The organism is Nitrospirillum amazonense, assembly GCF_007828045.1.
GTDB lineage: Bacteria > Pseudomonadota > Alphaproteobacteria > Azospirillales > Azospirillaceae > Nitrospirillum > Nitrospirillum amazonense_C.
Genome location: NZ_VITN01000012.1, coordinates 88,597 through 113,103 on the forward strand (window position 1 = coordinate 88,597; position 24,507 = coordinate 113,103).

Below are 24,507 nucleotides of genomic sequence, written 5' to 3' on the forward strand. Positions count from 1 at the left end.
CTTGATCCGACGTTTCGTTTCCATCACGGGTGTGGCACTGGCGCTGGCTGCCGCGACGGCGGTGGCGGCCCCCACCGTGACGACGCCCGCGACGGCACCGGCCACGCCGGACGGCCAGCCGGCCCCGGCGACCTTGCCCCCGACGACGCTGACCGTGCTGGCCGCCATGTCCAGCGGCTGGGTGCGCAACTTCAACCCGTTCAACGAGACGAGCCGCCTGCCCAGCGTGCGCGAGTTCATCTATGAGCCGCTGGTGGTCTTTAACTCCATGTACGGCGGCCGGCCCGAATACCGCCTGGCCACGGACTACGCCTTCTCCCCCGACCTGTTGAAGCTGACCTTCAAGCTGCGCGACGGGGTGCAATGGTCGGACGGCCAGCCCTTCACCGCCGCCGACGTCGCCTACACCTTCGATCTGCTGCGCCGGTTCCGGGCGCTGGACACGCTGGACATGGGCAACCGCGTCGCGGCGGTGGAGGCGGTCGACGCCCACACCGTGGTGTTCACCCTGAAGAAGGTGAACACCAGCATCGTGTTCGAGATCGTGCGCGTGCCCGTGGTGCCGCGCCATGTCTGGTCAAAGGTCGCGGACCCCGTGACCTTCACCAACGACACCCCCGTCGGCACCGGCCCCATGACGGAGGTGAGGCGCTTCACCCCGCAGGTCTACGTGCAGTGCCGCAACCCCAATTACTGGGACAGCGCCGACCTGAAGGTCGACTGCATGAGCTTCCCCCAGGTGCGCAACAACGAGCAGCTGCTGACCGCCGCCGCCGAGGGGCGGCTGGACTGGTTCGGCGCCTTCCTGCCGGATATCGAGCGCACCTACGTCGCGGCCGATCCCAAGCACCACCGCTATTGGTTCCCGCCGGGCGGCACGGTCGCCATCGACATCAACCTGAACAGCCCCTCGCGCGGCAACCGCGCCGCCTTCCGCAACGTCAATTTCCGCCGCGCCGTCAGCATGGCGGTGGACCGGCGCGCCATCGTGGACATCGCCGGCTACGGCTATCCCGAGGTCAACGAGTACGCCAGCGGCATCGGCCGCACCTACCAGGACTGGGTGAACCCGGAGGCGGAGCGCCAGTACGGCAAGTTCGCCCATTTCGACAAGAACGGCGCCCAGGCCCTGCTGGCCGAGAGCGGCTTCCGCGACATCAACGGCGACGGCTACATCGACAATGCCGACGGCAGCCCCATCGCCTTCGACATCCTGGTGCCCACCGGCTGGACCGACTGGGTCAATTCCACCCAGCTGGTGGCGGAAAGCCTGAACGCCCTGGGCCTGAACGTCCGCGTCTCCACCGTGGAGCCCGCGTCCTGGGCGCAGAAGCTGATCAGTGGCGACTATGACATGGCCATCAACGGCCTGTTCCCGGGGGAGACGCCCTACCGCAGCTTCGACACCGGCTTCCATTCCCGCTACAGCGGCAAGACGCGCTTCGCCCCCACCCGCTTCACCGATCCGGATTTGGATGGCGCGCTGGACGCGTTCGTCGCCACCATCGACCCGACGGAGCAGCGCCGCGCCATGGACAAGGTGCAGATGATCGTGGCGGCCAACAGCCCCTACGTGCCGCTGTTCAGCAACCCCACCTGGTACGAATACAACACCCGCCGCTTCAAGGGCTGGTTCAACGCCGATAACCCGGTGGCCCGGCCCGACGTCTTCGACGGCACGCCCGAACGCCTGCTGCATCTGCTGGCGCTGGAACCGGTGAAGGGCCAGGCCGCGGCGGCGGCACCGTCACCCCCCACCGCCGGCGGTGGGTGATCCCGCCGCCCCCCATCAGATGAGACCGCGGCGCTTTCGGGCCGCCCCTCAGACACTCAAGGCCAAGGCTGATATCCCATGTCCTTCCTGCTTCGCCGGGCCGGATTCTATGTCGTTGCCTTCGTCGTGGCCGCGATCTTCAACTTCCTGCTGCCGCGGCTGATGCCCGGCAACCCGATCGACATCATGTTCGCCCAGGCCGGCACCGTGCTGCCGCCGGAAAGCCTGGAAGCGCTGAAGGCCACCTTCGGCTTCGTCGACGGGCCCTGGCCGGTGCAGTTCGGCCACTATCTCGCCAGCGTCTTCACCTTCGATCTGGGCCTGTCGGTGCGCTTCCACCCGCTGACGGTCAACGCGGTGCTGATGCAGGCCCTGCCCTGGACCCTGCTGCTGGTCCTGACCTCCTCCCTCATCGCCTTCCTAATGGGTTCGGCGCTGGGCATCCGCGCCGCCTGGCGGCGGGGCGGGGCCTTCGACAGCTTCGGCGCGCCGGCCGCCTTGATGATCCAGGCGGTACCGCCGCTGGTGACCTCGCTGGTCGCCCTGTTCGTGCTGAGCATCCGGCTGAAGTGGCTGCCCACCGGCTACGCCTGGGCGCCGGAGCTGGACCCCGGCTTCACCCTGGCCTTCATCGGCAGCGTGCTGGCGCACGCGGCCCTGCCCATCCTGACCCTGGTGGTGGCCCAGATCGGCGGCTACCTGATCACCATGCGCAACAGCATGATCAACCTGCTGGGCGAGGACTACATCACCCTGGCCACGGCCAAGGGCCTGTCTGACGGGCGCGTGCGCTACGCCTACGCCGCGCGCAACGCCCTGCTGCCCACCGTCACCAGTTTCGCCATGACCCTGGGCGCCACCTTCGGCGGGGCGCTGATCACCGAAATCGTCTTCAACTATCCGGGCCTGGGCTACACCCTGTACCAGGGCATCACCGCCCGCGACTATCCCCTGATCCAGGGCCAGCTCATGCTCATGACGCTGGCCATGCTGACGGCGAACTTCGCGGCGGACCTGCTGTGCCTGGCCCTCGATCCCCGCCTGCGGAGGGCCTGAGCGCCATGCGCGCCTTCTTCACCTCGCTTCTCGCCAACCGCAAGGCCAGCATCGGCGCCGGCATCGTGGCGTTCTTCCTGGCGCTGGCGCTGTTCGGGCCCCTGGTGGCGCCGGCCGGCCCCAACCAGCGCGTGGGCCGCCCGCACGAGGCGCCCAGCGCCGCGCACATCATGGGCACCACCCGCATGGGCCGCGACGTGCTGGCCCAGACCATCCACGGCACCCGCACCTCGCTGCTGGTGGGCCTGTCGGCCGGCCTGATGATCACCGCCATCGGCACCGCCGTGGGGGTCACCGCCGGATACCTGGGCGGCCGGGTGGATGAGGCCCTGAACCTGATCACCAACGTGGTGCTGGTCATCCCCAACCTGCCCCTGATGCTGGTGCTGGCCGCCTTCATCGGGGCCGCCAGCCCGGCCACCATCGCCCTGATCATCGCCGGCACCGCCTGGGGCTGGGGCGCGCGCGTCACCCGCGCCCAGACGCAGAGCCTGCGCAACCGCGACTACATCCATGCCGCCGAGCTGCTGGGCGAGCCCACCTGGCGCATCCTGGCCTGCGAGCTGCTGCCCAACCTGGTCTCCATCATCGGCTTCAACTTCATCGGCAGCGTTCTATACGCCGTGGTGACGGAAGCGACCCTGGAGTTCCTAGGTCTGGGCGACGCGCTGAAAGTCTCCTGGGGCACCCTGCTGTACAACGCCCAGACCACGTCGGCCCTGCAGGTGGGCGCCTGGTGGGAGGTTGCCTGCCCCTGCCTGGCCCTGGTGCTGTTCGGCAGCGGCCTGTCGCTGATCAACTTCGCCATGGATGAGGTCGCCAACCCCCGCCTGCGCACCCTGCGCCTGAAGCTGAGGGCGGTGGCATGATCGCGCCCCTGCTTCAGGTTCGCGGCCTGACGGTCGATTACGCGACACCGGCCGGCGCCACCCGCGCCGTGGACGGCGTGTCCTTCGACCTGGGTGCCGGTGAGGTCATGGGCCTGGCCGGCGAGTCCGGGTCGGGCAAGAGCACGCTGGCCTTCGCCATTGCCCGCCTGCACCGCCCGCCGGCCTACATCACCAGCGGCTGCGTCACCCTGGCCGGCACCGACGTGCTGGCACTGACGCCGAAGGACCTGCGGCGGTGGCGGTGGCGCGAGGTCAGCGTGGTGCTGCAAAGCGCCATGAACGCGCTGAATCCGGTGCTGCGCGTGTCCGACCAGTTCCGCGACATGTTCCGCGCCCACGGCATCACCAACCGGGCCGAGGTGGCGGAGCGCAGCGCCGACCTGCTCCGCCTGGTGGGCATCTCGCCCGACCGGCTGCGCGACCATCCCCACCAGTTCTCCGGCGGCATGCGCCAGCGCCTGGTGATCGCCATGGCCCTGGCGTTGAAGCCCAAGCTGGTCATCATGGATGAGCCGACGACCGCCCTGGACGTGGTGGTACAGCGAGAGATCCTGGAACAGGTGGCCGACCTGCGCCGCCGCCTGGGCTTCTCCGTCCTGTTCATCACCCATGACCTGGCGCTGATGAGCCAGTTCTGCGACCGGGTGGGCGTCATGCTGCAGGGCCGGCTGGTGGACCTGACCACGCCGGCCGCCATCGCGCCCAAGGACGGAAAAGGCGGTGCGGACCATCCCTATACACGCCACCTGTGGGACAGCATCCCGCCGCTGCACCCGGCCACCCCCGTGCGCGCCCGGCCCGACCTGGTGATGCCATGACAGCGCCCGTCCTTGAGACCGAGAAGCTTTCCATGGTTTTCCCGAATGGGAACAAGGCCCTGGACGCCATGGACCTGACCCTGCACCCTGGCCGCGCGCTGGCGTTGGTGGGCGAATCCGGGTCGGGCAAGAGCACCTGCGCCAAGCTGCTGACCCACATGCTGCGGCCCACGTCCGGCCGCATCCTGTTCCAGGGTAGCGATGTCACCGGCCTGTCTCGCCGGCGGGAGCTGCTGGAATACCGCCGCGTCGTGCAGATGGTGTTCCAGGACCCCTTCGCCGCCCTGAACCCCGCCCACACCGTGGCCCATCATCTGGCCCGCCCCCTGGCCCTGCACCGGCCGGACCTGGACCGTGCCGGCCGGGGCACCGAGGTGCGCGCCCTGCTGACCCAGGTGGAACTGGACGCGGACTCCTTGCTGCACCGCTTCCCGCATGAACTTTCGGGCGGCCAGCGCCAGCGGGTGAACCTGGCCCGCGCCCTGGCGGTGAACCCGTCCGTGATCATCGCCGACGAGCCCACCAGCATGCTGGACGTCTCCATCCGCCTCAGCGTGCTGGACACCCTGCAGCGCCTGAAGGCCGAACGGGGCATCGCCCTGCTGTACATCACCCACGATATCGCCACCGCCCGCTATGTGGCGGAGGAGACGGCGGTGCTGTTCCGGGGCCGTGTCGTGGAGTCCGGCCCCACCGCGGCGGTGATCGACGGCCCCCGGCATCCCTACACCCGCCTGCTGCTGTCGGCCGTGCCCGACGCCGACCGGCCGTTCGACACGGGAGGGTCGCTGATCAGCCGCGCCGACGCCGTGCGGCGTCTGAGCGAAGGGCCGGGAAACCTGGTTTATGTGGGACCGGGGCACAAGGCCCGGACCGTGGATGAAAGGGTTGCCGCATGAGCGCCGGGACCTCCCTGACGCGGTCCGGCGGCCGGCTGCGACTGGCCCTTTCGGCGGGGTCATTCTGATGTGGTCTTTTCCTGGCCTTATACAGCCCAGTCTCGCGGCTCGACGAATGGCCCCCCGGGGCAATTTGCATTAGTGCGTTGTTTCTCATGTCATAAGCATGACATTTTTGACGGTTTCAGCGTTATTTTGCGGATGAGATCAGGCAGCTGAATGTGAATGTCGAAAGCTCAACCTTCTGATCTGGTCCGCATCTGGTATCATACCATCACCAAACGAACGGGTCTGGGCATGGGCGACTTTCTTTATATGGGCGTGGATGGCGGCGGCACCGGTTGCCGCGCGCGACTGGCCAACGCCGCCGGCGACCGGCTGGGCGAGGGCCGGGGCGGCCCTGCCAACATCCGGCTGGGCCTGGATGTCAGCTGGGCCGCCATTCTGGCCGCCTGTGACCAGGCGCTGGCCCAGGCCGGCCTGGACCGTGACGCCCTGTCCCGCGCCCATGTCGGCCTGGGCCTGGCCGGCATCTGCCGGGCGGAGGACGAGCGCGCGGTCGAGGCTGCCGCGCCCGTCCGCTGCGCCGGCGTGACCGCCCGCAACGATGCCCACACCGCCTGCTTGGGCGCCTTCGACGGAGCGGACGGCGCCATCCTGATCGCCGGCACCGGCAGCATCGGCTACGCCCTGGTGGGTGGCAGCGGCCGGCCGGTGGGCGGCTGGGGCTTCGAGGTGTCGGATGAGGGCAGCGGCGCCCATCTGGGGCGGGAGGCGGCGCGCGCCGCGCTGCGCGGCCATGACGGCCTGGGACCGCACACGCCCTTCACCCTGCACGTGCTGACGCGGCTGGGGGGTGATCCCGCCGCCGTGGTGGCCTGGGCCGGCACGGCCAGGCCCGGCGATTACGGCACGCTGGCGCCCCTGACCCTGGATTTCGCCGCCGCCGGTGATCCGGTCGCCACCCAGCTGGTGGAGGCCGCCGCCGGCCAGTTGACCGCCCATGTCCGCCGCCTGGTGGAGCTGGGCGCCCCCAAGGTCTGCCTGATGGGCGGCCTGGCCCCGGCGATCGAGCCGTGGATGGCCCCCTGGGCCCGGCGCCTGCTGGTGCCGGCGCGGGGCGACGCCCTGGATGGCGGCCTGCACCTGGCCCGCACCGCCGCCCGGCGCCCGGCGGAGCGCGCCGCATGACGACACACACCGATATCGCCACACAGGAACCATCATGACCGCCGCCGCCACCCCCCCTAAACATCCAATGGGCCCGCTGATGGCCCTTGAGGCCGCCGAGTCCGGTGCCGCCAGCGCCCGCCAGATCGAGCGTGCCGCCCCCCTGTTCCGCGACCTGGGCGCCCGCCTGCGCGCGCTGAAACCCAAGGTGGTCATCACCTGCGCCCGGGGCAGCAGCGATCATGCCGCCGCCTATGGCAAGTACCTGATCGAAACCCGGGTGGGCGTACCGGTCGCCTCCGTCGGGCCGTCCGTCATCTCGCTCTACAACGCGCCGCTGCAGATGGAGGGCGCGCTGTTCGTGGCGGTGTCCCAGTCCGGCCGCAGCCCCGACCTGCTGCGCCTGGCGGAGGCGGCCAAGGCCGGCGGCGCCCTGGTGGTGGGCTTCGTCAACGACGAGACCTCCCCCCTGGCCGCGCTGACCGACGTCTTTATCCCGCTGTGCGCCGGGCCGGAGAAAAGCGTCGCCGCCACCAAATCCTATCTGACTGCTTGCGTCGCCTTCCTGCAGCTGGTGGCCCATTGGCGGGAGGATGCCGGCCTGCTGGACACGGTGGCCAAGGTCCCCGGCTGGCTGGACGCCGCCGTGGCCCTGGACTGGTATCCGGCCTTGCGCCGGCTGGAGTTGGCCACCGGCCTCTACGTCCTGGGCCGGGGCATCGGCAGTGGGGCGGCCGCCGAAATCGCCCTGAAGTGCAAGGAGACGTCGCGCCTGCATGCCGAGGCCTTCAGCGCCGCCGAGGTGGTGCACGGCCCCTTCGCCCTGGTGGGCCCCGGCTTCCCCATCCTGGCGCTGACCCAGGATGACGTGACGGCGGAGGTGACGCGCGGCACCCTGGCCAAGGCCGCCGTCCTGGGCGCCCCCATCCTGGCCACCGAGACCGGCATCGACGGTGTCGAGCCCCTGCCCGTGGTGGCCGGCCTGCCGGCCGAGGTGGGCCCCCTGGCGGCGGTCGCCAGCTTCTATATGGCCATCCACAAGGTGGCGCGGGCCCGGGGCCTGGACCCCGACGTGCCGCCCAACCTGCGCAAGGTGACGGAGACGGTGTGATGCGGACTTTCTTCCACGGGTGCCCGGTCTTCACCGGCGATCAGACACTGGAGGGCATCGGCGTCCTGGTGGAGGAGGGCCGCGTGCTGGACCTGCTGCCCCGGCCGCCCGCCGGGGCCGTGGAGGAAGTGGCGCTGGAGCCCGACAGCCTGTTGGCGCCGGGCTTCGTCGACACCCAGGTGAACGGCGGCGGCGGCGTGCTGTTCAATGAGACGCCGACGGCGGCGGCGGCCCTGGCCATCGCCAGTGCCCACCGCCGCTTCGGCACCACGTCCCTGCTGCCCACCTTCATCACCGACGCCGCCGGCAAGTGGCGCCTGGCGGTGGATGCGGCCGCCGAGGCCGCCCAGGTCCCCGGCGGCGGCGTGGTCGGCATCCATCTGGAAGGCCCCTTCCTGAACATGGAACGCCGGGGCGTGCACGAGGCCGCCTATGTCCGCGCCCCCACGGACGAGGACATCGCGTTCCTGCTGGGCCTGCCCGCGCGCTTTCCCGGGGGCCGCGTGCTGCTGACGCTGGCGCCTGAAGTGGTGGACGACGGGACCCTGGCCCGGCTGGCGGAGGCCGGCCTTATCCTGGCCGGTGGCCATTCCGCCGCCACCTACGCCCGCACCGATAGCGCGCTGGACCAGGGCCTGACCGGCTTCACCCACCTGTTCAACGCCATGCCCCCCTTGATGAACCGGGAACCGGGCATCGCCGGCGCGGCCCTGTCCAGCCCGCGCGGCTGGTGCGGCATCATCGCCGACGGCGTGCACGTCCACGGCGCCGTGCTGCGCCTGGCCCTGGCGGCCAAGGGGCCCGACCGGCTGTTCCTGGTGACCGACGCCATGTCGCCCACCGGCACCGACGTCGACAGCTTCGAGCTGTACGGCCACACCATCTACCGCCGCGACGGACGGCTGGTGACGGCGGACGGCGTGCTGGCGGGGGCCGACATCGACATGGCGGCGGCCGTGCGCGGGGCCGTCCGCCTTATGGGCGTTGGGCCGGAGACGGCCCTGGCCATGGCGGCGCGCGTGCCGGCCACCTTCCTGGGGCTGGACGATCTGGGCCGCATCACGCCGGGCGCGCGGGCGGACTTCGTGGAGCTGTCGCAGGCCCTGACCGTGCGGCGGGTGTGGAGCGCCGGCGCGGAACGATAGGGCCAAAGAAGACGAACGGGGCCAGGAACGGGAGAGGGGCAATGAAACGGAATCATAGCGCCGAGGAAATCGCACAGTGCCTGGCCAAGGCCGATGGCCTGCTGGCGCAGGGCGTGAAGGTGGTGGACGTGGCGCGCATCCTGGGCGTCAGCCGCATGACCTATTATCGCTGGCGCCGCGACCAGGCCGGCGCGCCCGATGAATCCGACCTGCGCCGCCGCCTGACGCGGCTGGAGGAGGAGAACGCCGCCCTACGCCGGCAGTTGGCGCAACTGATGACGGGCGCCACCGACGCCCAATCATTGGGCATTCTGGCCTTCGCCTAAAACCGGGGCAAATCACCCTCCCCCACATCGAGGTTTCCGGGGCATACTGATCCGGAAAACCAAACGGGGGCGTGGAGCATGGCGACGGACGGGGCCGGGCTGAGCAAGAGCCTGGGCGGGTGGCATCTCTGGGGCATCGCCGTCGGGCTGGTGATCTCTGGCGAGTATTTCGGGTGGAGCTATGGCTGGGCCCAGGCCGGCACGCTGGGCTTCCTGGTTACCACCGTCCTGGTGGCGGTACTGTACACCACCTTCATCTTCAGCTTCACGGAACTGACCACCGCCATTCCCCATGCCGGTGGGCCCTTCGCCTACAGCCACCGCGCCTTCGGGCCCCTGGGTGGCTTCATCGCCGGCTATGCCACGCTGATCGAGTTCGTCTTCGCCCCGCCGGCCATCGCGCTGGCCATCGGCGCCTACCTCAATGTCCAGGTCCCCGGTCTGAGCCCCAAGCTGGCGGCCGTGGGCGCCTATGGCGTCTTCGCCGCGTTGAACATCGCGGGCGTCACCATCGCCGCCACGTTCGAGTTGTGCGTCACCTTGCTGGCCATCGCCGAACTGCTGGTGTTCATGGGCGTAGTGTCGCCGGGCTTCACCTGGGGCAACTTCGCCGCCCACGGCTGGTCGGGTGAGGCCGGGCCCCTTGCGGCCCCGGCCCTGGGTGGCATCTTCGCCGCCATCCCCTTCGCCATCTGGTTCTTCCTGGCCATCGAGGGCGCGGCCATGGCGGCGGAAGAGGCCAAGGACCCCGCCCGCACCATTCCCCGTGCCTACATCGCCGGCATCCTGACCCTGGTGGTCCTGGCCTTCGGCACCATGGTGCTGGCCGGCGGGGTGGGCGACTGGCGCGACCTGGCCAACATCAACGACCCCCTGCCCCAGGCCATGAAGGCGGTGGTGGGGGCGGACAGCGGCTGGCTGCACATGCTGGTGTGGATCGGCCTGTTCGGCCTGGTGGCCAGCTTCCACGGCATCATCATGGGCTATTCCCGCCAGATCTTCGCGCTGGCCCGGGCGGGCTTCCTGCCGGCGGGCCTGAGCCGCCTGCACGCCACGCGGCGCACACCGCACCGGGCCATCCTGGCGGGCGCCGTGGTGGGCATCGCCGCCATTTTTTCCGATGAGGTGCTGGCCTTCGGCGGCCAGCCGCTGACGGCCAACATCGTCACCCTGTCGGTGTTCGGCGCCATCGTCATGTACATCATCAGCATGGCCAGCCTGTTCCGCCTGCGCCGCACCGAGGCGGACATGCAGCGCCCCTTCCGGGCACCCGGATATCCCCTGGTGCCGGCCGTGGCGCTGGGCCTGGCCTGCCTGTGCCTGGCGGCCATGGTCTATTACAATCTGCTGCTGTTTGGGGTGTTCGCGGCCCTGCTGGCCTTGGGCTGGCTGTACTGCCGCTTGACCGTCTTGCGCCAGCCGGCCGGCGGTGTGCTGCCGGAGACGGGCCTATAGGAAGGCGAACGGCCCGGGCGAAGGCGTCCGGGCCGCTTCCTCATACCAGACGACACGCTGACGGCGGTCAGCGCGCCAGCATGCTGTTGGTGATGCCCGGGGTGGGCACCTCCAGGTCCGGGCGGCCCAGGCGACCCGCCATTTCGGCGCGCACCACCTTCAGCCGTTCCAGATATTCCTCGGCCTCGTCACCGGCGGTGTCGGTCAGGATCAGACTGTCGCTGCTCCACCGTTCGATCAGGGGATCCAGGTCGGCGATGCGCTCCTGCAGGACGCGGGCGTACGCGGCGCTCTGGTTCGTGCTCATGGCTTTCCTCCTGCTGTGATGCGTCCCTCAAGCCTTTCAAACACCGGGGAGATGGGCAACGGGGCAATGGTTCAAGGCCCCTACGCCGAAAGCCCGTAACGTCCCCCGGCCCCTATGCGGTCCGACTAGGTGCGGACGGTTACGTCCGGCGGACGATCTTGGCCAGGGGAGCGATGACCTATGGCGGACGTCGCGAGGGCCGTCCCGGCGGATAACCTGCCGTGTGATCATTGAAGATCACGTCGCGTTAAATTTCAATATAAGATAGGAAATTCTCAGTATTCGTCGGCTGATAAATGATGAATTCGGTCAATCAACAGCGCCACAAATCTTATGAGTACCTGGCGGCGCTGGGCATCGGCACGCTGCTCGTCTCGCTGGGCACCGTGCTATATGCCAAGGCGACATTGTTGGTGGGCAGCATCGCCGGCCTGGCCCTGTTGTTGCACTATGTAACCGACCAGGGATTCTGGCTGTTCTTCTTTGTGCTGAACCTGCCCTTCTATGTCCTGGCCTGGCGGCGCATGGGCTGGCGCTTCACGGCGCGCACCTTCGCCGCCGTCTGCCTGGTCACGGTGGAAACGCGGCTGACACCCGGCTGGGTGGATTTCGCCGTGCTGAACCCGGTCTACGCGGCGTTGGCCGGCGGCGGGCTGATCGGCACCGGCCTGCTGATCCTGTTCCGCCACCGCATCGGGCTGGGCGGCATCAACATCCTGGCGCTGTATCTGCAGGAACGGTTCGGCATTCGCGCCGGCTATGTCCAACTGGGCCTGGACGCGGCCATCCTGACGGCCGCCTGCTTCGTGCTGACGCCGCAGCGCCTGGCCTTGTCGGTTATGGGCGCGGTTGTCGCCAACATGATCGTGGCCATGAACCACCGCGCCGACCGCTACCTGGGCCTGACCGCCGATCCGGCGCGCTGACGATTAGGTACGCATGCGGACGCCGGACGCAAAACCACCCGGCCCCGCGTCCGCCATCGGGGCGGAGCGCGGGCGATGGGAATTCCTCAGCCGCCGCTAACGGACCGTCATGCCGTCGGCGACCTGGGAGGCTATGCGGCCGTCCAGATCCGGTCGCGTCATGCGGCTGACCAGGTCGGCCCGCAACTCCTTGAGACGGCCCACAAATTCCTCGGCCTCGCCCTGGGCGGCGCCGGTCAGCCGGAAATGCCCGCTGGTCCACCGGTCAATGAGGGGGTCGAGATCAGCGATGTGCTCCCTCAAGACGAGGGAATAGGTGCTGTACTGGGTCATGGGACACCTCCACCTTTGTGCCTCCATGAAAATCCCGCGCCGGCCCCTTCGCAACTGTTCTCTCGTATTGGTCCCCCTATTTGACGCACATCAAGTAATTGGCGCGAATATTATCTGATAAAGCAGATCGATCGCCAAACCATGGCCTCAGCCGCCGGCGTCGATCACCGTGGGCCGCCAGCCCGAGGGGGCGGCTCAGGGGACGCAAATCGACATCCGGCCGCTGCGGCCGCTCCAACGCCTTGGAGAACAGCCCGCCTTCATTCTGACTGCTTCTCCCCCGGCGAACGGCCGCGACGGCGGCCCTATGCCCGGCACCCTGGTCCCAGCATGTTCAATATCGTATGACGAGCGGCAATGGCGGCGCCCACCTGGCGCCGCCGTGTCGAATCTTCGCGTCCGTCAGGTGCGGACGGCCCGTGGGTTCAGTGCCCGACCGCCTGGTTCACCACCCAGGCCAGGCGCACGCCGGCCATTTCCAGGCGCATGCGGACCAGCGGCCAGGCGGCGGTCTCGTAACCTTGGGCCAGGCGCTCTACGCCATCGGATTCCGGCGCCTGCAGCAGGCCATAGACCACGTCGCGGGCCAGGCCATGGCTTTCCTCGCCCCAGGCCTGCACCGCCTTGTCCAGACCGGCGCCCTTGAACGGGGGCTTGGTGGACGGCGTCTTGGGCGTCCAGGCCTTGGCGTCATAAGCGGTGATGCCGGGTTCCAGCGTGGCGGCGGCCGCCTTGGCCGCAGCCAGGTCGATCGAATAGTCCTTGTTCACCGACAGGCCCAACTCACGGTCGACGATGGAACCATCCCAGACCGAGTGCAGGTTCAGGTGGCCGTTCCGGTCCTCATCGAAATAGCGGACCTTGACGTCGTTGCCGCCTTTGTCGTGGTTGCGCTCGGCGGCATGCAGGGGCTGGTGCAGGTCGCCCACCAGGTGGACCACCCACTTCAGCGCGGCCAGCCGCGCCTCGGGCGCCGCCTTGGTATCGGCCAGCAGGCGGGCCTGTTCCGGCAGGCGGGCCAGGACGCAGTTGTCGTCGGCGCAGTCGCGGGCGGGGTCGTAGGCCGGCTGGTCGGTGGGCACATCGACATAGTGCCAGGGCAGCGTGTCGGGCAGGCCGCCCTTGTCCTTGGGCAGGTGGCCCACGGTGTCCGGCCAGCTCGCCACCTCATCCAGGGTGTGGTGGCCTTCCAGCGACAGCAGCTGGTCCACCACCGCCTTGGCCTTGGGCGTCAGCCGGTCCTGCGCGATGGCGCCGACGATGGCATGCCCATTGGGGCCCCAGGCCAGCGCCGGCCCGGCGGTGAGGGCGACGGCGGCGGTGGACATGGCGGCGGCGATGGCGAGGCGGCGAAAGGCGGTCATGGGGGGTCCCGATCTGGAGAAGGCCGCCAAATTAACCGCTTAACATTGCGCTGTCATGTCGGGTGCGACAGCGGGGCACGGGATGCTGGCACAAAAATTGGCCCGGGAAGGGCCATCTTTGGCAGTCAGCGATTTCAAAGGATGGAAGTGGTGCCCCCGGTCGGACTCGAACCAACACGACCTTGCGGCCAACAGATTTTGAGTCTTAGCCAACAGAATTTTCCCGGGAGAGCGTCGATTATCGGTGACAGGCTATCACACTGATTTATAATAGGTAATTGCCTTCTCCTGTTTTCCGACATCGGGCCGGATGCGCCGGAATTTTCCCCACCGTGGGTACTGCGTGAGTCCCTCGCCGTGAGTCCTGGGGGGTTTGATGCAGACGAAAATCACCAAGAAACTGGTCGACCAGATGCAGCCTGGGCCGACCGACATGCTGGTCTTCGATACCCTCCTAAAGGGCTTCGTCCTGAACGCCGTTCGCCTCCTGCTCCTCACCGGCTGCCGCGTGGGTGAGCTTCTGGCGCTGCGCTGGGCTGACATCGACCTGGAGGCCGGTGCCCTCTATATCCGCGACGCCAAGGCCGGCGCCCGGGCGCACCCTATCGGCGCCGTCGCCGCGGCCTTCCTGGCGGAGATGGACCACACCTCACCGTGGCTACTCCTCGGCATCAAGGACACCAAGAAGCCGCTGGCGGCGAACACGCTGGGCCATGCCTGGTCCCGCATCCGCGCCCGGGCGGAGTTGCAGGACGTGCGCCTGCACGATCTCCGCCACACAGTAGGGACCTATGCCGGCCAGGCCGGCGCCAATGCCTTCCTGGTCCGCGACAAGCTGGGACACAAAACCCTGGCCATGACCGGCCGCTATGTCAGCAAGGACGCCAACCCACTCCGCGAGCTGTCGAACAAGGTGGAGGGACGGATCATGGCGGCGCTGAAGGCGGGGCAAGCGGAGGATACCGGCCAGGTAGTACCAATGCCGACCAAGCGCAGCGGTCGGTCATCAGCGGAGTGATAGTTCACCCTTTCACACTGTTGTCCGCCACCCACCGGCGGAACTCTTCCTCCGATCGCTCGCTGGCGGCGACGGCCAGGATCATGTCGGCCGCCTCGCGCTCACTCACGTCCAGAAACAGGCCGTTCAGGATAAGTGTCGTACCCAGCGCCACGAACCCGGCCCGCTTATTGCCGTCCACGAAGGGATGGTTGCGCAGGATGCTGACGCACACGGCGGCGGCCAGGTCGAACACCGTGACCGACCCCTCTGCATAGGCAATGATCTGGTGGGCGCGGGCCAGCGACGCCTCAAGGGCGCCACGGTCCCGCAAGCCCGAGGCGCCACCATGCTCCGCCAGCAATTCCGCATGCAGGTCGATAATGGCTTCGATTGGCGGGACGAGGAACTCGGTCACTTCGCCAGCACCGCCATGGCGCGGCGGTAGCGGGTGGAGAAGGCCCGGCCGGCGTCCATGGCTTTGCTGTAGGTGTCGTCCGACTTGGCGATTTCAATGCGGCCATCCCGCACCGACAGCGTGACCTCATCGCCGCGATCAAGGTGCGCCTCGGCTAGCACATCACGCGGGATGGTGATCCCGGTAGAATTCCCGACCTTGGTCAGCTTGGTGGTGTGCATGGCGCGCTCCGTCGTTACGTGCGCTACTATGTAATAACCCATGTTCTTACGTCAATGAGCATTGACCTCGAGACGCACAATGCCCTTGCCCATTCATTGCAATTTCGTATGCTGATGCTCCGTGGGAGTCGGTTGCCAGGAAGTAGGCGTGCTTGCCAGCCGTAAACCCGGCTAACCGACGCGGCGGCACGCTGAAAGCTGTATCTCCCACCATGTCAAGGTAGCGCTCTCCGGGTCGGGGCAGTAGCGGCGGCCATGGCGATAGGGCGAATCCTGGCCACCGACCAGGGCCCCAGCATCTATCAGACCAGCAGGCCAGACGGTTTGCTCTTCATCTGACCCCAGGCCGCCAAGCGTAGCGGGCTGCCTCGTGCGAACGAGACTGACAACCCGAGAGCCCCCCCCTTGCACACGACTGCAAGCCATCCAGCGGCCATCTGACGCCAAGCGTTCGAACGCTTCCACAGCTCCAATGGGTGCGGGGCCGTATACGCCCCCATACTCTACCGTGAGTCCCCAGTGAGTCCTGGAGCAGTTTCAGGCGCTAAGCCGAAATCTGCTAAGTCATTGGTGCCCCCGGTCGGACTCGAACCAACACGACCTTGCGGCCAACAGATTTTGAGTCTGCCGCGTCTACCATTTCGCCACGGAGGCACCGGGCGCTTTCAAGCGTGCGGGGGATCATAGCGATAGAAAGCCGGGGGTCAAGCGCCGCATGAGGCCGGCGGATCATGCGCAGGCCACGCGGTTGACACGCGGCGGGACGGGGGCGGCGGTTGCGGGCGCGGGGCGCACCTGATAGACGGGTAGCGCCCGGCCCCGCCGCCCTTTGGCCTGTCGCCACAGGGAATGGGGCCCCGCTGTCGGAGATGCCCGTTGCTGCGTAGCCTTTATGACCGCACCCTCGCCCTCGCCGGCCACCGCCACGCCGTCTGGGCCCTGGCGGGTATTTCCTTCATCGAAAGCTCAGTCTTTCCGATTCCCCCGGATCTGCTGCTGATCCCGCTGATCCTGGCCGACCGGCGCCGGGCCTTCTTCCTGGCCACGGTCTGCACCGTCGCCTCGGTCCTGGGCGGCTTCCTGGGCTACGCCATCGGCTATTATTTCTGGGACACCATCGGCCATCGCGTCATCGAGGCCTATGGTCTGATGGGCAAGTACATGGAGTTCAAGCAGGGCTTCGACGAGAAGGGCGCCTGGATCATCATCCTGAAGGGGATGACCCCCATCCCCTACAAGCTGGTGACCATCGCCAGCGGCGCCTTCCAGTTCGATCTGGCCACCTTCGCCGGCGCCTCGCTCATCTCCCGCGCGCTGCGCTTCTTCCTTGTCGCCGCACTCCTCTGGAAATTCGGCGAGCCTATCCGCACATTCGTGGAAAAGCGCCTGACGCTGGTCACCACCGTGGCCCTGCTGCTGGTCATCAGCGGCTTCATCCTGGTGAAGTACCTGCATCTCTGAGTCCCCGCCGCCCAAACCGGAAGCCGCCCCCATGACCGCCTACGCGCCCAGCCCGACCGCCGCCCCGTCCCCGCTGGCCCACCCCCGCCTGCCGCAGGCGGCGCTGGTGCTGGCGTCGGTCGGGGCCCTGGGCACGGCGCTGCTGTCGCAATATGTCGGCGGCTTGCACCCGTGCGAGTTCTGCATCTGGCAGCGTTGGGCCTATGTCGCCGCCATCGTGGCGCTGCTGCCGGGCCTGGCGAACACGCGCTTGCGCACCGCCTCGCTGGTCCTGGGCGGGGTGGCCTTCCTGGCCGGTGCGGCCATCGCCGGCTTCCATACGGGTGTGGAGCAGCATTGGTGGGAAGGCTTCACCACCTGCAGCAGCAGCATGCCCAAGAACCTGACGCTGGATCAGCTGCGCGAACGCCTGCTGTCCGCCCCGCTGGTGCGCTGTGACGAGGCGCAGTGGACCTTCCACGGCATCTCCATGGCCGCCTTCAACTTCCCGGCCTCGCTGATCCTGGGCCTGCTGGCTTGGGCCGCCGCCCGCGCCGGCGCCAAGCGCGCCTGAGGGAGGGCACCCATGACCGCCACCGCCACGACCGACACCCCGAAGCCGGCCGAGCGCCTGGCCCGCCGCCCCCTGCCGGGCGACCTGGGCACCGAGGCGCAGATCGCCCGCATCATCCGGGTGGACCAGGCGGGCGAGTATGGCGCGGCCCGCATCTATGCCGGCCAGTTGTCGGTGCTGGGCAAGAGCCCGGTGGGCGCCACTATCCGCCATATGGAGGAGCAGGAGCGCGTCCACCTGGACACCTTCAACCAGATGATGGTGAAGCGCCGCGTGCGCCCCACGGCCCTGCAGCCGCTGTGGAAGGTGGCCGGTTACGCCCTGGGTGCCGCCACCGCCCTGATGGGGAAGCGCGCCGCCATGGCCTGCACCGTGGCGGTGGAGGAGGCCATCGACGCCCACTACGCCGAACAGGCGGAGCGGCTGGGCCCCGGCGAATCGGATCTGAGGGCCACCATCGAGCGGTTCCGGGCGGAAGAGCTGGAGCACCGCGACATCGGCCTGGCCCATGACGCCGAGCTGACCACCGGCTACCCCGTGCTGTACACCCTGATCAAGGCGGGCACCCGCGCCGTCATCTGGGTGGCGGAGCGGGTCTGATCACGTCCCTTCACCGTTTCCGCCCAGCTTGTAGGTCAGCCTGAGATAGACGATCTGCCCCGGCACGGCCACTTCGGACCGTTCCCGGTACTGCGGCGTGTCGATCCACGTGACATGCCGCACGCCATTGAACACGTCGTTGGCGGTGACGATCAATTTCAGGCGGGACGTCACGTCATGACCATAGGACAGGGTCAGTGACTGATAGCCGGACCGCGTGCCGCCCGCTTCCAGCGACCGGCCATGCAGTTGTGCCTGCAGTTGCAGGCTGTCGCCCTGCTCCGGCGTCCAGGTCAGGTTGACCTTGGTCAGGTGCGTGAACAGGGCGCCGCTGTACTCCCTGCCACCGGCGGCCCCCCCACCGACCGGCATGGATTCCCGGACGTGGGACAGGTCGGAACTGAGGCCGACCGCCCAGTCCGGCCCGAGATGGAAGTCCACCGCCAGGTCCAGGCCGGCCGACCTGCCGCCGCCCGCGTTTTCCACCGTGGACACCAGCGTCGTGGCGCCCGGTGCGGCGGCATAGCGGTAGTCCACGATATCGTCGGTCAGATGGCGCGCATACAGGGTGCCGCTGGCCGTCACCTTCCCCGCCGTATAGGTGTAGCCGGCCTCCACCGAGTCCGTGCGGCTGGGCCGCAGGCCGGTATTGCCCAGGATGGTGACCGACCCGACGATGGTTTGAAGGGGATTCAGTTGTTCCGTCGTCGGCCGGTCGATGCGCCGGGTATAGCTGAGCCTCAGGCGACTCTCGGGGCTGAGGTCCCGGCCCAGGGACAGGCTGGGCAGCCAGCGTAGGTCATCCGAATCCGGCATGCCGTCCGCCCCCGCCAGGAACCGCATCGCCATCGACTCCACCCTCAGCCCACCCTTGACCAGCCAAGGCCCCAGCAGGCGCTGATAGCTGGCGTACCCGGCGCTGAGGGTGCGGTTGAGGCCGAAGCGCGCTGCGGGGGGGACGCCGAACCCGCCACCGCCCGGATCACCCACCGCCCCCGCCTGATAGGCCGACTGCACCCGGTCCGACTCGACCTCGAAACCCAGCTTGACCTGCCCCTCCCGGGGCAGCGGCAGGACATAGTCGCCGCCGACGGTATCGATCAGTTCACGTTCCGTGTGCCGCTGCCGATAGATGTCCTCCACGGAGGCCGGAACCTGGAAGAGCTGGTCGTCGGTCTGGTCGCGCAGCGTCTCATGATCCTCATGGCTGGCCTTCACGGTCAGCGTGTCGCCGCCGACCACCCCCTTGCGGATGTAATCGCCGGTCACGGAGGCATGGTCGAAATGCTGCGGGGCGCGGTCCTGGGTGACGTTGCGGCCGGTCACCCCGCCGTCGGGGCCATAGACGTCCAGATCGTCCTGGTATTGGCGCGGCCGGTGGCGCAGGGCCCCTTCCCCGGCGAAGCTGACGGTGTCGTGGTCCGACGCGGCATAGGACACGGTCAGGGTGCCGGTGGTGTTGGTGTAGGGCACGAAGGTGGCGCGATGCTCCACCAGGCGGCCGGCGGCCGATCCGTCCGCGTTCTTGGCCGTCCGGTCGATATCCAGCAGATCATAGCGGATGTCGTCCCGCACGTCGGCCGAGCCGCTGAACGTCCAGGCGCTCAGCCCGAAGGAACCGGCGGCGGAGCCGCTGCGCCGCCCCTGCGGACCGATACCCGCCCCCAGGTCCGCCTTGGCCACCGGGCTGCGCGGCTTGCGCGTGACCAGGTTGACGACGATGCCGGCATCCCCCCGGAACTCCGGCCCCGGGTCGGTGATGACCTCGATCTTGGCGATGGTGTTGGCCGGCATGGACTGCAGGGCGGTCGCCAGGGGCATGCCGCGCAACGCTGGGGAAGGCTTGCCATCGACCATGACCGTGACGGCGGCGCCATGCACGCGGACCTTGCCCGCGGCATCGACACCGACGGCGGGCAGGGCGGTCAGGACGTCGGTGACACTGCCGCCCCCCTTGGCCTGGAGGTTGTTCGCCAGGTCATAAACCGTGCGGTCGTCCAGGCGCACGGCTTCCGGCGGGGTGGCCGTAACCGTGATTTCCGTCTGCGCCAGCGCCGATGGCGCGGCGACGGCGAGGCTGGCGATGACCGCGTTTCGAACCCCCCTGACCTTCACCCCGTTCCCCCTTCATATGGTCTTGGCACAGGCACATGGGCGCACTTCCCCGCCGGCGTGGGCCGGGAGGTCACAAACGTGGGCGCATGGCTGGAAACGAGGGGAGCGGCACTCGCGAAAGACGGGGCACTCCCCGCGCTTTTCTCAGGCCGCTCCGCCCCCGTCGGTCGGTAATGCCTTAAAATTCCAGCCTTTGATCGCCAACGCAAACGACGATACCTTGGCGCTATCCTGAGTTTTTCTAAGGACGGTCCCCATGCCGCTCAGCGCCATTTCCTTGAACGCGCTACGGGCCTTTGAGGCCGCGGCCCGGCATCTGAGCCTGACCCGCGCGGCGGCGGAACTGCACGTCACGCAATCGGCGGTCAGCCATCAGGTGCGCGGATTGGAGGAGCAGCTGGGCGTCAGCCTGTTCCGCCGCAGCACCCGGGGCCTGATCCTGACCGATGAGGGGCAAGCCCTGGCGCCCACCATCCTGGAGGCCTTCGCCATGATGGAGCGGGCGCTGGACGCCGTCAGCGCGACCGGCCCGGCGGAGATCGTCAATTTGGGCGTGGTCGGCACCTTCGCCGTGGGCTTCCTGTTCGAACGCCTGGCCACGTTCCGGGCCCACCATCCGCGCGTCGACCTGCGCATCATGACCAACAACAACAAGGTCGATCTGTGGACCGAAAGCCTGGACCTGGCCATCCGCTTCGGCGACGGCGCCTGGCATGGGGTGGAAGCGCATCGCCTGATGGACGCGCCCATGACACCGCTGTGCGCGCCGGCCCTGGCCGCCGTCCTGAAAACGCCGGCCGACCTGGCCGCGCATCCGCTGCTGCGGTCCTATCGGGCCCAGGATTGGCCGGCCTGGCTGAAAGCCGCCGGCGTGCCCGGCATCCCGGCGCGGGGCCCCCTGTTCGACGCCTCCACCCTCATGATCCAGGCGGCGATGCTGGGGGAAGGCGTCGCCCTGGCGCCGCCCGCCATGTTCCGGCGGGAGCTGGACGAGGGCCGGCTGGCGCAGCCGTTCCCGGTGACCGTGGATACCGGGTGCTATTGGCTGACCCGCTTGTTTTCCAAGCCGCTGACGCCGGGCGTGAGGGCGTTCCAGGATTGGATCCTGGCCTGCACGGCGCCCCACCGATGACCGGGCATCAGAACGGGTCCAACTCAGTATCCCAATAGAGGAAGTCGCGCCAGCTCTCGTGCAGGAAGTTGGGCGGGAAGGCCCGGCCGTTTTCCTGCAGCTGGAAGACCGTGGGCTGGAAGGGGGGGCTGCGGGGGATCATGCCGCACACGTGGGGCAGCCGGTTGCCCTTGGCCAGATTGCAGGCGGAGCAGGAGGTGACGACGTTGTCCCAGGTGGTGCGTCCGCCGCGGGAGCGTGGGATGACGTGGTCGAAGGTCAGTTCCTGGGTGGGGAAAGGCTCACCGCAATACTGACAACAGAAGTGATCGCGCAGGAAAACGTTGAAGCGGGTGAAGGCCGGCCTTCGCGTCGCCGGTATGTATTCCTTCAAGCTGATGACGCTGGGTATTCGGATTTCCGCCGTGGGCGACCGGACGACGCGGTCGTAGACGGAAATGATGTTCACCCTGTCCAGGAAGACCGCCTTGACGGCGTCTTGCCAGGACCAGAGGGACAAGGGGAAGTAACTGAGCGGCCGAAAATCGGCGTTCAGCACCAAGGCCGGACAACTGTCTAGTGGTGGAGACAATACCACCCCCGCACCGTTCCCGAGGACGGCCGCGGGCCGAACCCACGGCCAGAAATCACCGTCTTATTAGCCTTTCCCGCCCGTCTCGGCAATCCTCGCCTTCATGGGGAGCCCGGTATTTCACGATAACGTCATACCGCTACCCACAAGATGTGGGGTCGATGTCCCGGCCTACCCCTTTTTATAGGCCCGCCCCCCGCACACCACCCCCACGACTCGGGACGGGGGGTGGGGGTGGGCAACGGCCGCCCGCCGGTGGTATCAGGGGACATGGACCAGCCCGTCACCCGTTTCGCCCCCAGCCCCACCGGCCTGCCCCATCTGGGCCACGCCTATTCCGCCCTGTTCGGCTGGAATGCCGCGAAGGAAGCGGGCGGCACCTTCCTGCTGCGCTTCGAGGACATCGACCCCAACCGCTGCCGGCCGGAGTTCGAGGCGGCGTTCATCCGCGATCTTGGCTGGCTGGGCCTGAGGTGGCCGGCGCCGGTGCGCCGCCAGTCGGGGCATATGGCCGACTACCGCGCCGCCCTGGATCGGCTGGCGGGCCGGGGCGTGCTGTACCCCTGCTTCTGTTCGCGCAAGGACATCCAGGATGAGATCGCCCGGGCCGGGGCGGCGCCCCATGGGCCGGAGGGACCGCTTTATCCCGGCACCTGCCGCCACATGGACCCGGGCCGCCGGGCCGAGCTGCTGGCCGCCGGCGCGCCGCACGCCCTGCGCCTTGATGTCGCGGCGGCCGTCCGTCAGACCGGGCCGCTGACCTGGACCGACCGCGAGGCCGGTCCCCAGGCGGCCCAGCCCGGCATCCTGGGCGACGTGGTGCTGGCCCGCCGCGACGTCGCCACCAGCTATCACCTGGCGGTGACGGTGGACGACCACCTGCAAGGCGTCACCCTGGTGACCCGGGGGCGTGACCTGATGGAGGCGACGCACGTGCATCGCCTGTTGCAGGCCCTGCTGGGCCTGGACGTGCCCACCTGGCACCACCACCGCCTGCTGGTGAACGAGCGGGGCGAAAGGCTGGCCAAGCGCGACGGCGCCGCCAGCCTGGCGGCCTTGCGTGACAGGGGCGCCACACCGGCCGAGGTCTGTCATCGCCTGGGCATGGAAACGCCTTGATCGCGAAACGACTTGATCAACAATGGGTCGCGCTCATTTAGCCATGCGCACACGCTTCGCTTTTGAGCGAATTTTTCGCCACCCAGACGGAAGGCCCCGTGGTAAGAACGCGCCATGCCTGATGCCGATACCCTCGCCCACTACCGCACCCTCGTCAAAGACACGACGATAGACGGCAACACCCTGCTGTCGACGGACTACTTCAATCACTTCAACGAAGTGATCATGCTGTTGTCCATGCTGGGCGACATGCCGGACATGCTGGAAGAGATCCGCGCCTGGCACCCCAAGACCTACAAGCAGCATTTTGAGGGCAGCGGCCTGGGTTTCGCGGCACTGGCCATCGACGCCTACGACCATGTGCCGCCGGAATACCGCCAGCCCTTCGACCGCGTGGTGGAAGAGCTGGACGCGACTATCGCCGAGGCGGTGATGGCGCTGGAGACGGAACAGGATTCGCCGGAGATGCTGGGCTTCCTGGCGACGGACTATTGGCAGCGCCTGCAGAAGCTGGTGGACCGGGGCAGCGCCATCGTCCACGGCGCCACCGAACAGGCCACGCTGGACCAGGACGCGATCGACGCGCTTTTCTGAGTCCTCAGGCGCCGGCAGGGCGTCCGCCCCTTGGCTATCCTCAGTTTCCAGTCCGCTACGCTCCCCGGAAACTTCCGGCGGACGCGGTCGCGTCCTGAAGGAACGCTGGGCGGGAGAAGCTGTCGCGCTTCAATCCACCGCCCTCAAACCCGTCACCAAATCCATGTAATCCGGCTCGTGATCCGGGCTGAGTTGGCCGTGGCGGATCAGGAAATCGATCACCACCAGGTTGACGTTGAACTTCCAGTCGTCGGTGGTGCGCACGCTGTCGGCCACGCGGGCCAGGGGCCAGAGCTCGAAGGCCTCGACCTCGCCGTCCGTGTTGCGCGGGATGATGTCGCGGCTGAGCGCCAGGTCATAGCAGAACAGGGTGTCGCGCCGCAGGCCGGCCACGGTGTCGAAGACATAGGTGATGGCGCCCACCGGCACGGCGGCACGGGCCAGGCCGGGATCCAGCCCCGCCTCCTCATGCGCCTCCTTCACCAGGTTTTCCGCCAGGCTGAGACCGGCCGGCTGCCCGCCCGCCACCATGTTGTCCAGCTTGCCTGGGGCCACGCCGCGGTCACGGGCGCGGCGGCCCACCCACATCTCGATACGCCCATCCAGGCCGGGCACATAGCCGTTCACGTGCAGGCCGAAGCCGCGCGCGCCGAAACCGGGAACGGCCGCACGGTCGATTTTCAGCAGTTCCGGCTGGCCCCACTGCGCCAGCACCGGGAAATCCTCCCCGCGCAAGGGGGGCACCATCCCCTCCGCCGCCAGCACCGCCACCACCTCGGCCACGGCCTGGCTGCGGCGCGCGGGATCGGGAGGCAGCAGGTCCAGCAGGGGTGCCGCCCCGCCCGTCAGGCGGAAGGCGTCGCTGAGGCCGGCCACCCGGTCGGCGAAGGCGGGACGCACCTGCCCCACCGGCCGGCCATTGACCGCAAAGGGCAGGAAGGCCGCCGCGTCGTGAGTGTTGCACGCCTGGATGTGTCGAATGAAGGCCATGCCCCGGTTTAGCCCGGACAAGGCGCGGACGCAATGCCGCCCGTGGCGGCCAAACGGTCGCGGTCAATCTGCATCAATTACTATTGCCAAATGGTTAGGGTGGGGCTGGCCGGCCGGTTGTCTTTACGGATAATTCATCAACCTGGCATGACTTTGATGCGT

Annotated in this window: 26 protein-coding genes and 1 tRNA gene; 18 read left to right on the top strand and 9 right to left on the bottom strand. The window is 68.3% G+C overall.

The annotated features are described in order from the left end of the window. The first annotated feature begins 1 nt into the window (after window position 1). The 10 genes from FBZ89_RS18490 (at window position 2) to eat (ending at window position 10,644) form a co-directional block, all read left to right on the top strand. Window positions 2-1,774: an ABC transporter substrate-binding protein gene (locus tag FBZ89_RS18490; protein ID WP_246172322.1), complete on the top strand. Its 1,773-nt coding sequence runs from the start codon at window positions 2-4 to the stop codon at window positions 1,772-1,774. 78 nt (window positions 1,775-1,852) lie between these two features. Continuing rightward, window positions 1,853-2,830 (top strand): ABC transporter permease, encoded by a 978-nt coding sequence (locus FBZ89_RS18495; RefSeq protein ID WP_145751351.1) that lies wholly within the window; start codon window positions 1,853-1,855, stop codon window positions 2,828-2,830. Window positions 2,831-2,835: 5 nt separating this feature from the next. Beyond that, complete coding sequence (locus FBZ89_RS18500; protein WP_145751352.1) at window positions 2,836-3,699, top strand: ABC transporter permease; 864 nt, start codon at window positions 2,836-2,838, stop codon at window positions 3,697-3,699. Next, a complete protein-coding gene (locus FBZ89_RS18505; protein ID WP_145751353.1) occupies window positions 3,696-4,538 on the top strand; it encodes an ABC transporter ATP-binding protein in 843 nt (280 codons plus the stop codon). The genes FBZ89_RS18500 and FBZ89_RS18505 overlap by 4 nt, the downstream gene beginning before the upstream one ends. Before the next feature lie 32 nt (window positions 4,539-4,570). Beyond that, window positions 4,571-5,437, top strand: coding sequence for an ABC transporter ATP-binding protein (locus FBZ89_RS18510; RefSeq protein WP_211115280.1), 867 nt, complete (start codon window positions 4,571-4,573; stop codon window positions 5,435-5,437). A 297-nt stretch (window positions 5,438-5,734) separates the two neighbouring features. After that, window positions 5,735-6,628, top strand: coding sequence for a glucosamine kinase nucleotide-binding domain-containing protein (locus FBZ89_RS18515; protein WP_145751355.1), 894 nt, complete (start codon window positions 5,735-5,737; stop codon window positions 6,626-6,628). Window positions 6,629-6,707: 79 nt separating this feature from the next. Continuing rightward, complete coding sequence (locus FBZ89_RS18520) at window positions 6,708-7,718, top strand: SIS domain-containing protein (protein WP_246172324.1); 1,011 nt, start codon at window positions 6,708-6,710, stop codon at window positions 7,716-7,718. Further along, window positions 7,718-8,863 (top strand): N-acetylglucosamine-6-phosphate deacetylase, encoded by a 1,146-nt coding sequence (gene nagA, locus FBZ89_RS18525; protein WP_246172326.1) that lies wholly within the window; start codon window positions 7,718-7,720, stop codon window positions 8,861-8,863. Before FBZ89_RS18520 ends, nagA begins: the two co-directional genes overlap by 1 nt. Window positions 8,864-8,904: 41 nt before the next feature. Next, on the top strand, window positions 8,905-9,189 hold the full coding sequence (locus FBZ89_RS18530; RefSeq protein WP_145751358.1) for a transposase: 285 nt from the start codon (window positions 8,905-8,907) through the stop codon (window positions 9,187-9,189). A gap of 78 nt (window positions 9,190-9,267) precedes the next feature. Beyond that, the gene (gene eat, locus FBZ89_RS18535; RefSeq protein ID WP_145751359.1) at window positions 9,268-10,644 is read left to right on the top strand and encodes an ethanolamine permease; all 1,377 of its coding nucleotides are present in this window, start codon (window positions 9,268-9,270) and stop codon (window positions 10,642-10,644) included. A 67-nt stretch (window positions 10,645-10,711) separates the two neighbouring features. Here the strand turns inward: eat and FBZ89_RS18540 are convergent, their stop codons facing one another. Further along, a complete protein-coding gene (locus FBZ89_RS18540) occupies window positions 10,712-10,951 on the bottom strand; it encodes a hypothetical protein (protein ID WP_145751360.1) in 240 nt (79 codons plus the stop codon). Window positions 10,952-11,247: 296 nt separating this feature from the next. Between FBZ89_RS18540 and FBZ89_RS18545 the strand changes: the two genes are divergently transcribed. Then, window positions 11,248-11,877: a YitT family protein gene (locus tag FBZ89_RS18545; RefSeq protein WP_145751361.1), complete on the top strand. Its 630-nt coding sequence runs from the start codon at window positions 11,248-11,250 to the stop codon at window positions 11,875-11,877. Window positions 11,878-11,973: 96 nt separating this feature from the next. On the opposite strand, the gene FBZ89_RS18550 is transcribed toward FBZ89_RS18545, so the two are convergent. Together FBZ89_RS18550 and FBZ89_RS18555 are read right to left on the bottom strand one after the other, a co-directional pair. After that, complete coding sequence (locus FBZ89_RS18550; protein ID WP_145751362.1) at window positions 11,974-12,210, bottom strand: hypothetical protein; 237 nt, start codon at window positions 12,208-12,210, stop codon at window positions 11,974-11,976. Between the two features lie 425 nt (window positions 12,211-12,635). Then, a complete protein-coding gene (locus FBZ89_RS18555) occupies window positions 12,636-13,574 on the bottom strand; it encodes a S1/P1 nuclease (protein ID WP_145751363.1) in 939 nt (312 codons plus the stop codon). A 376-nt stretch (window positions 13,575-13,950) separates the two neighbouring features. On the opposite strand from FBZ89_RS18555, the gene FBZ89_RS18560 reads away from it, so the two are divergent. Then, on the top strand, window positions 13,951-14,592 hold the full coding sequence (locus tag FBZ89_RS18560; RefSeq protein ID WP_145751364.1) for a site-specific integrase: 642 nt from the start codon (window positions 13,951-13,953) through the stop codon (window positions 14,590-14,592). A 4-nt stretch (window positions 14,593-14,596) separates the two neighbouring features. Here the strand turns inward: FBZ89_RS18560 and FBZ89_RS18565 are convergent, their stop codons facing one another. From FBZ89_RS18565 to FBZ89_RS18575, 3 genes are all read right to left on the bottom strand, one after another. Beyond that, on the bottom strand, window positions 14,597-14,989 hold the full coding sequence (locus FBZ89_RS18565; protein ID WP_145751365.1) for a type II toxin-antitoxin system death-on-curing family toxin: 393 nt from the start codon (window positions 14,987-14,989) through the stop codon (window positions 14,597-14,599). Continuing rightward, entirely contained in the window at window positions 14,986-15,210 is a 225-nt protein-coding gene (locus FBZ89_RS18570) for an AbrB/MazE/SpoVT family DNA-binding domain-containing protein (protein WP_145751366.1), read from the bottom strand. Before FBZ89_RS18570 ends, FBZ89_RS18565 begins: the two co-directional genes overlap by 4 nt. A gap of 568 nt (window positions 15,211-15,778) precedes the next feature. Beyond that, window positions 15,779-15,864 (bottom strand) — tRNA-Leu (locus tag FBZ89_RS18575). 222 nt (window positions 15,865-16,086) lie between these two features. Here FBZ89_RS18575 and FBZ89_RS18580 point away from each other — a divergent pair. The 3 genes from FBZ89_RS18580 to FBZ89_RS18590 are packed head-to-tail and all read left to right on the top strand — an operon-like array spanning window position 16,087 to window position 17,824. Next, the gene (locus tag FBZ89_RS18580; RefSeq protein ID WP_145620028.1) at window positions 16,087-16,671 is read left to right on the top strand and encodes a YqaA family protein; all 585 of its coding nucleotides are present in this window, start codon (window positions 16,087-16,089) and stop codon (window positions 16,669-16,671) included. Between the two features lie 31 nt (window positions 16,672-16,702). Continuing rightward, window positions 16,703-17,224, top strand: a complete 522-nt coding sequence (locus FBZ89_RS18585) for a disulfide bond formation protein B (protein WP_145751367.1) — start codon at window positions 16,703-16,705, stop codon at window positions 17,222-17,224. A 12-nt stretch (window positions 17,225-17,236) separates the two neighbouring features. Next, the gene (locus FBZ89_RS18590; protein WP_145751368.1) at window positions 17,237-17,824 is read left to right on the top strand and encodes a demethoxyubiquinone hydroxylase family protein; all 588 of its coding nucleotides are present in this window, start codon (window positions 17,237-17,239) and stop codon (window positions 17,822-17,824) included. Here FBZ89_RS18590 and FBZ89_RS18595 read toward each other — a convergent pair whose 3' ends face one another. Continuing rightward, on the bottom strand, window positions 17,825-19,939 hold the full coding sequence (locus tag FBZ89_RS18595) for a TonB-dependent receptor (RefSeq protein ID WP_145751369.1): 2,115 nt from the start codon (window positions 19,937-19,939) through the stop codon (window positions 17,825-17,827). It lies immediately after the preceding gene. A 256-nt stretch (window positions 19,940-20,195) separates the two neighbouring features. On the opposite strand from FBZ89_RS18595, the gene FBZ89_RS18600 reads away from it, so the two are divergent. Further along, entirely contained in the window at window positions 20,196-21,071 is an 876-nt protein-coding gene (locus FBZ89_RS18600; RefSeq protein WP_145751370.1) for a LysR family transcriptional regulator, read from the top strand. Window positions 21,072-21,078: 7 nt separating this feature from the next. Here FBZ89_RS18600 and FBZ89_RS18605 read toward each other — a convergent pair whose 3' ends face one another. After that, window positions 21,079-21,648: an HNH endonuclease gene (locus tag FBZ89_RS18605; RefSeq protein ID WP_425465964.1), complete on the bottom strand. Its 570-nt coding sequence runs from the start codon at window positions 21,646-21,648 to the stop codon at window positions 21,079-21,081. A 264-nt stretch (window positions 21,649-21,912) separates the two neighbouring features. Here FBZ89_RS18605 and gluQRS point away from each other — a divergent pair, with 264 nt between their 5' ends. Together gluQRS and FBZ89_RS18615 are read left to right on the top strand one after the other, a co-directional pair. Beyond that, window positions 21,913-22,761, top strand: a complete 849-nt coding sequence (gene gluQRS, locus FBZ89_RS18610) for a tRNA glutamyl-Q(34) synthetase GluQRS (protein WP_145751372.1) — start codon at window positions 21,913-21,915, stop codon at window positions 22,759-22,761. 114 nt (window positions 22,762-22,875) lie between these two features. Beyond that, entirely contained in the window at window positions 22,876-23,355 is a 480-nt protein-coding gene (locus tag FBZ89_RS18615; RefSeq protein WP_145751373.1) for a hypothetical protein, read from the top strand. A 129-nt stretch (window positions 23,356-23,484) separates the two neighbouring features. Here FBZ89_RS18615 and FBZ89_RS18620 read toward each other — a convergent pair whose 3' ends face one another. Next, window positions 23,485-24,345 (bottom strand): DUF4743 domain-containing protein, encoded by an 861-nt coding sequence (locus FBZ89_RS18620; RefSeq protein ID WP_145751374.1) that lies wholly within the window; start codon window positions 24,343-24,345, stop codon window positions 23,485-23,487. Window positions 24,346-24,507: the final 162 nt, after the last annotated feature.

Excerpts from the sequence above, each read along its gene's own strand:
- FBZ89_RS18540 (WP_145751360.1), bottom strand. The coding sequence starts at position 10,951 with ATGAGCACGAACCAGAGCGCCGCGTACGCCCGCGTCCTGCAGGAGCGC.
- eat (WP_145751359.1), top strand. The coding sequence starts at position 9,268 with ATGGCGACGGACGGGGCCGGGCTGAGCAAGAGCCTGGGCGGGTGGCAT.
- gluQRS (WP_145751372.1), top strand. The coding sequence starts at position 21,913 with ATGGACCAGCCCGTCACCCGTTTCGCCCCCAGCCCCACCGGCCTGCCC.
- FBZ89_RS18510 (WP_211115280.1), top strand. The coding sequence starts at position 4,571 with ATGGTTTTCCCGAATGGGAACAAGGCCCTGGACGCCATGGACCTGACC.
- FBZ89_RS18495 (WP_145751351.1), top strand. The coding sequence starts at position 1,853 with ATGTCCTTCCTGCTTCGCCGGGCCGGATTCTATGTCGTTGCCTTCGTC.
- FBZ89_RS18590 (WP_145751368.1), top strand. The coding sequence starts at position 17,237 with ATGACCGCCACCGCCACGACCGACACCCCGAAGCCGGCCGAGCGCCTG.
- FBZ89_RS18620 (WP_145751374.1), bottom strand. The coding sequence starts at position 24,345 with ATGGCCTTCATTCGACACATCCAGGCGTGCAACACTCACGACGCGGCG.
- FBZ89_RS18545 (WP_145751361.1), top strand. The coding sequence starts at position 11,248 with ATGATGAATTCGGTCAATCAACAGCGCCACAAATCTTATGAGTACCTG.
- nagA (WP_246172326.1), top strand. The coding sequence starts at position 7,718 with ATGCGGACTTTCTTCCACGGGTGCCCGGTCTTCACCGGCGATCAGACA.
- FBZ89_RS18615 (WP_145751373.1), top strand. The coding sequence starts at position 22,876 with ATGCCTGATGCCGATACCCTCGCCCACTACCGCACCCTCGTCAAAGAC.
- FBZ89_RS18515 (WP_145751355.1), top strand. The coding sequence starts at position 5,735 with ATGGGCGACTTTCTTTATATGGGCGTGGATGGCGGCGGCACCGGTTGC.
- FBZ89_RS18500 (WP_145751352.1), top strand. The coding sequence starts at position 2,836 with ATGCGCGCCTTCTTCACCTCGCTTCTCGCCAACCGCAAGGCCAGCATC.
- FBZ89_RS18505 (WP_145751353.1), top strand. The coding sequence starts at position 3,696 with ATGATCGCGCCCCTGCTTCAGGTTCGCGGCCTGACGGTCGATTACGCG.
- FBZ89_RS18570 (WP_145751366.1), bottom strand. The coding sequence starts at position 15,210 with ATGCACACCACCAAGCTGACCAAGGTCGGGAATTCTACCGGGATCACC.
- FBZ89_RS18560 (WP_145751364.1), top strand. The coding sequence starts at position 13,951 with ATGCAGACGAAAATCACCAAGAAACTGGTCGACCAGATGCAGCCTGGG.
- FBZ89_RS18555 (WP_145751363.1), bottom strand. The coding sequence starts at position 13,574 with ATGACCGCCTTTCGCCGCCTCGCCATCGCCGCCGCCATGTCCACCGCC.
- FBZ89_RS18530 (WP_145751358.1), top strand. The coding sequence starts at position 8,905 with ATGAAACGGAATCATAGCGCCGAGGAAATCGCACAGTGCCTGGCCAAG.
- FBZ89_RS18520 (WP_246172324.1), top strand. The coding sequence starts at position 6,708 with ATGGCCCTTGAGGCCGCCGAGTCCGGTGCCGCCAGCGCCCGCCAGATC.
- FBZ89_RS18550 (WP_145751362.1), bottom strand. The coding sequence starts at position 12,210 with ATGACCCAGTACAGCACCTATTCCCTCGTCTTGAGGGAGCACATCGCT.
- FBZ89_RS18585 (WP_145751367.1), top strand. The coding sequence starts at position 16,703 with ATGACCGCCTACGCGCCCAGCCCGACCGCCGCCCCGTCCCCGCTGGCC.
- FBZ89_RS18600 (WP_145751370.1), top strand. The coding sequence starts at position 20,196 with ATGCCGCTCAGCGCCATTTCCTTGAACGCGCTACGGGCCTTTGAGGCC.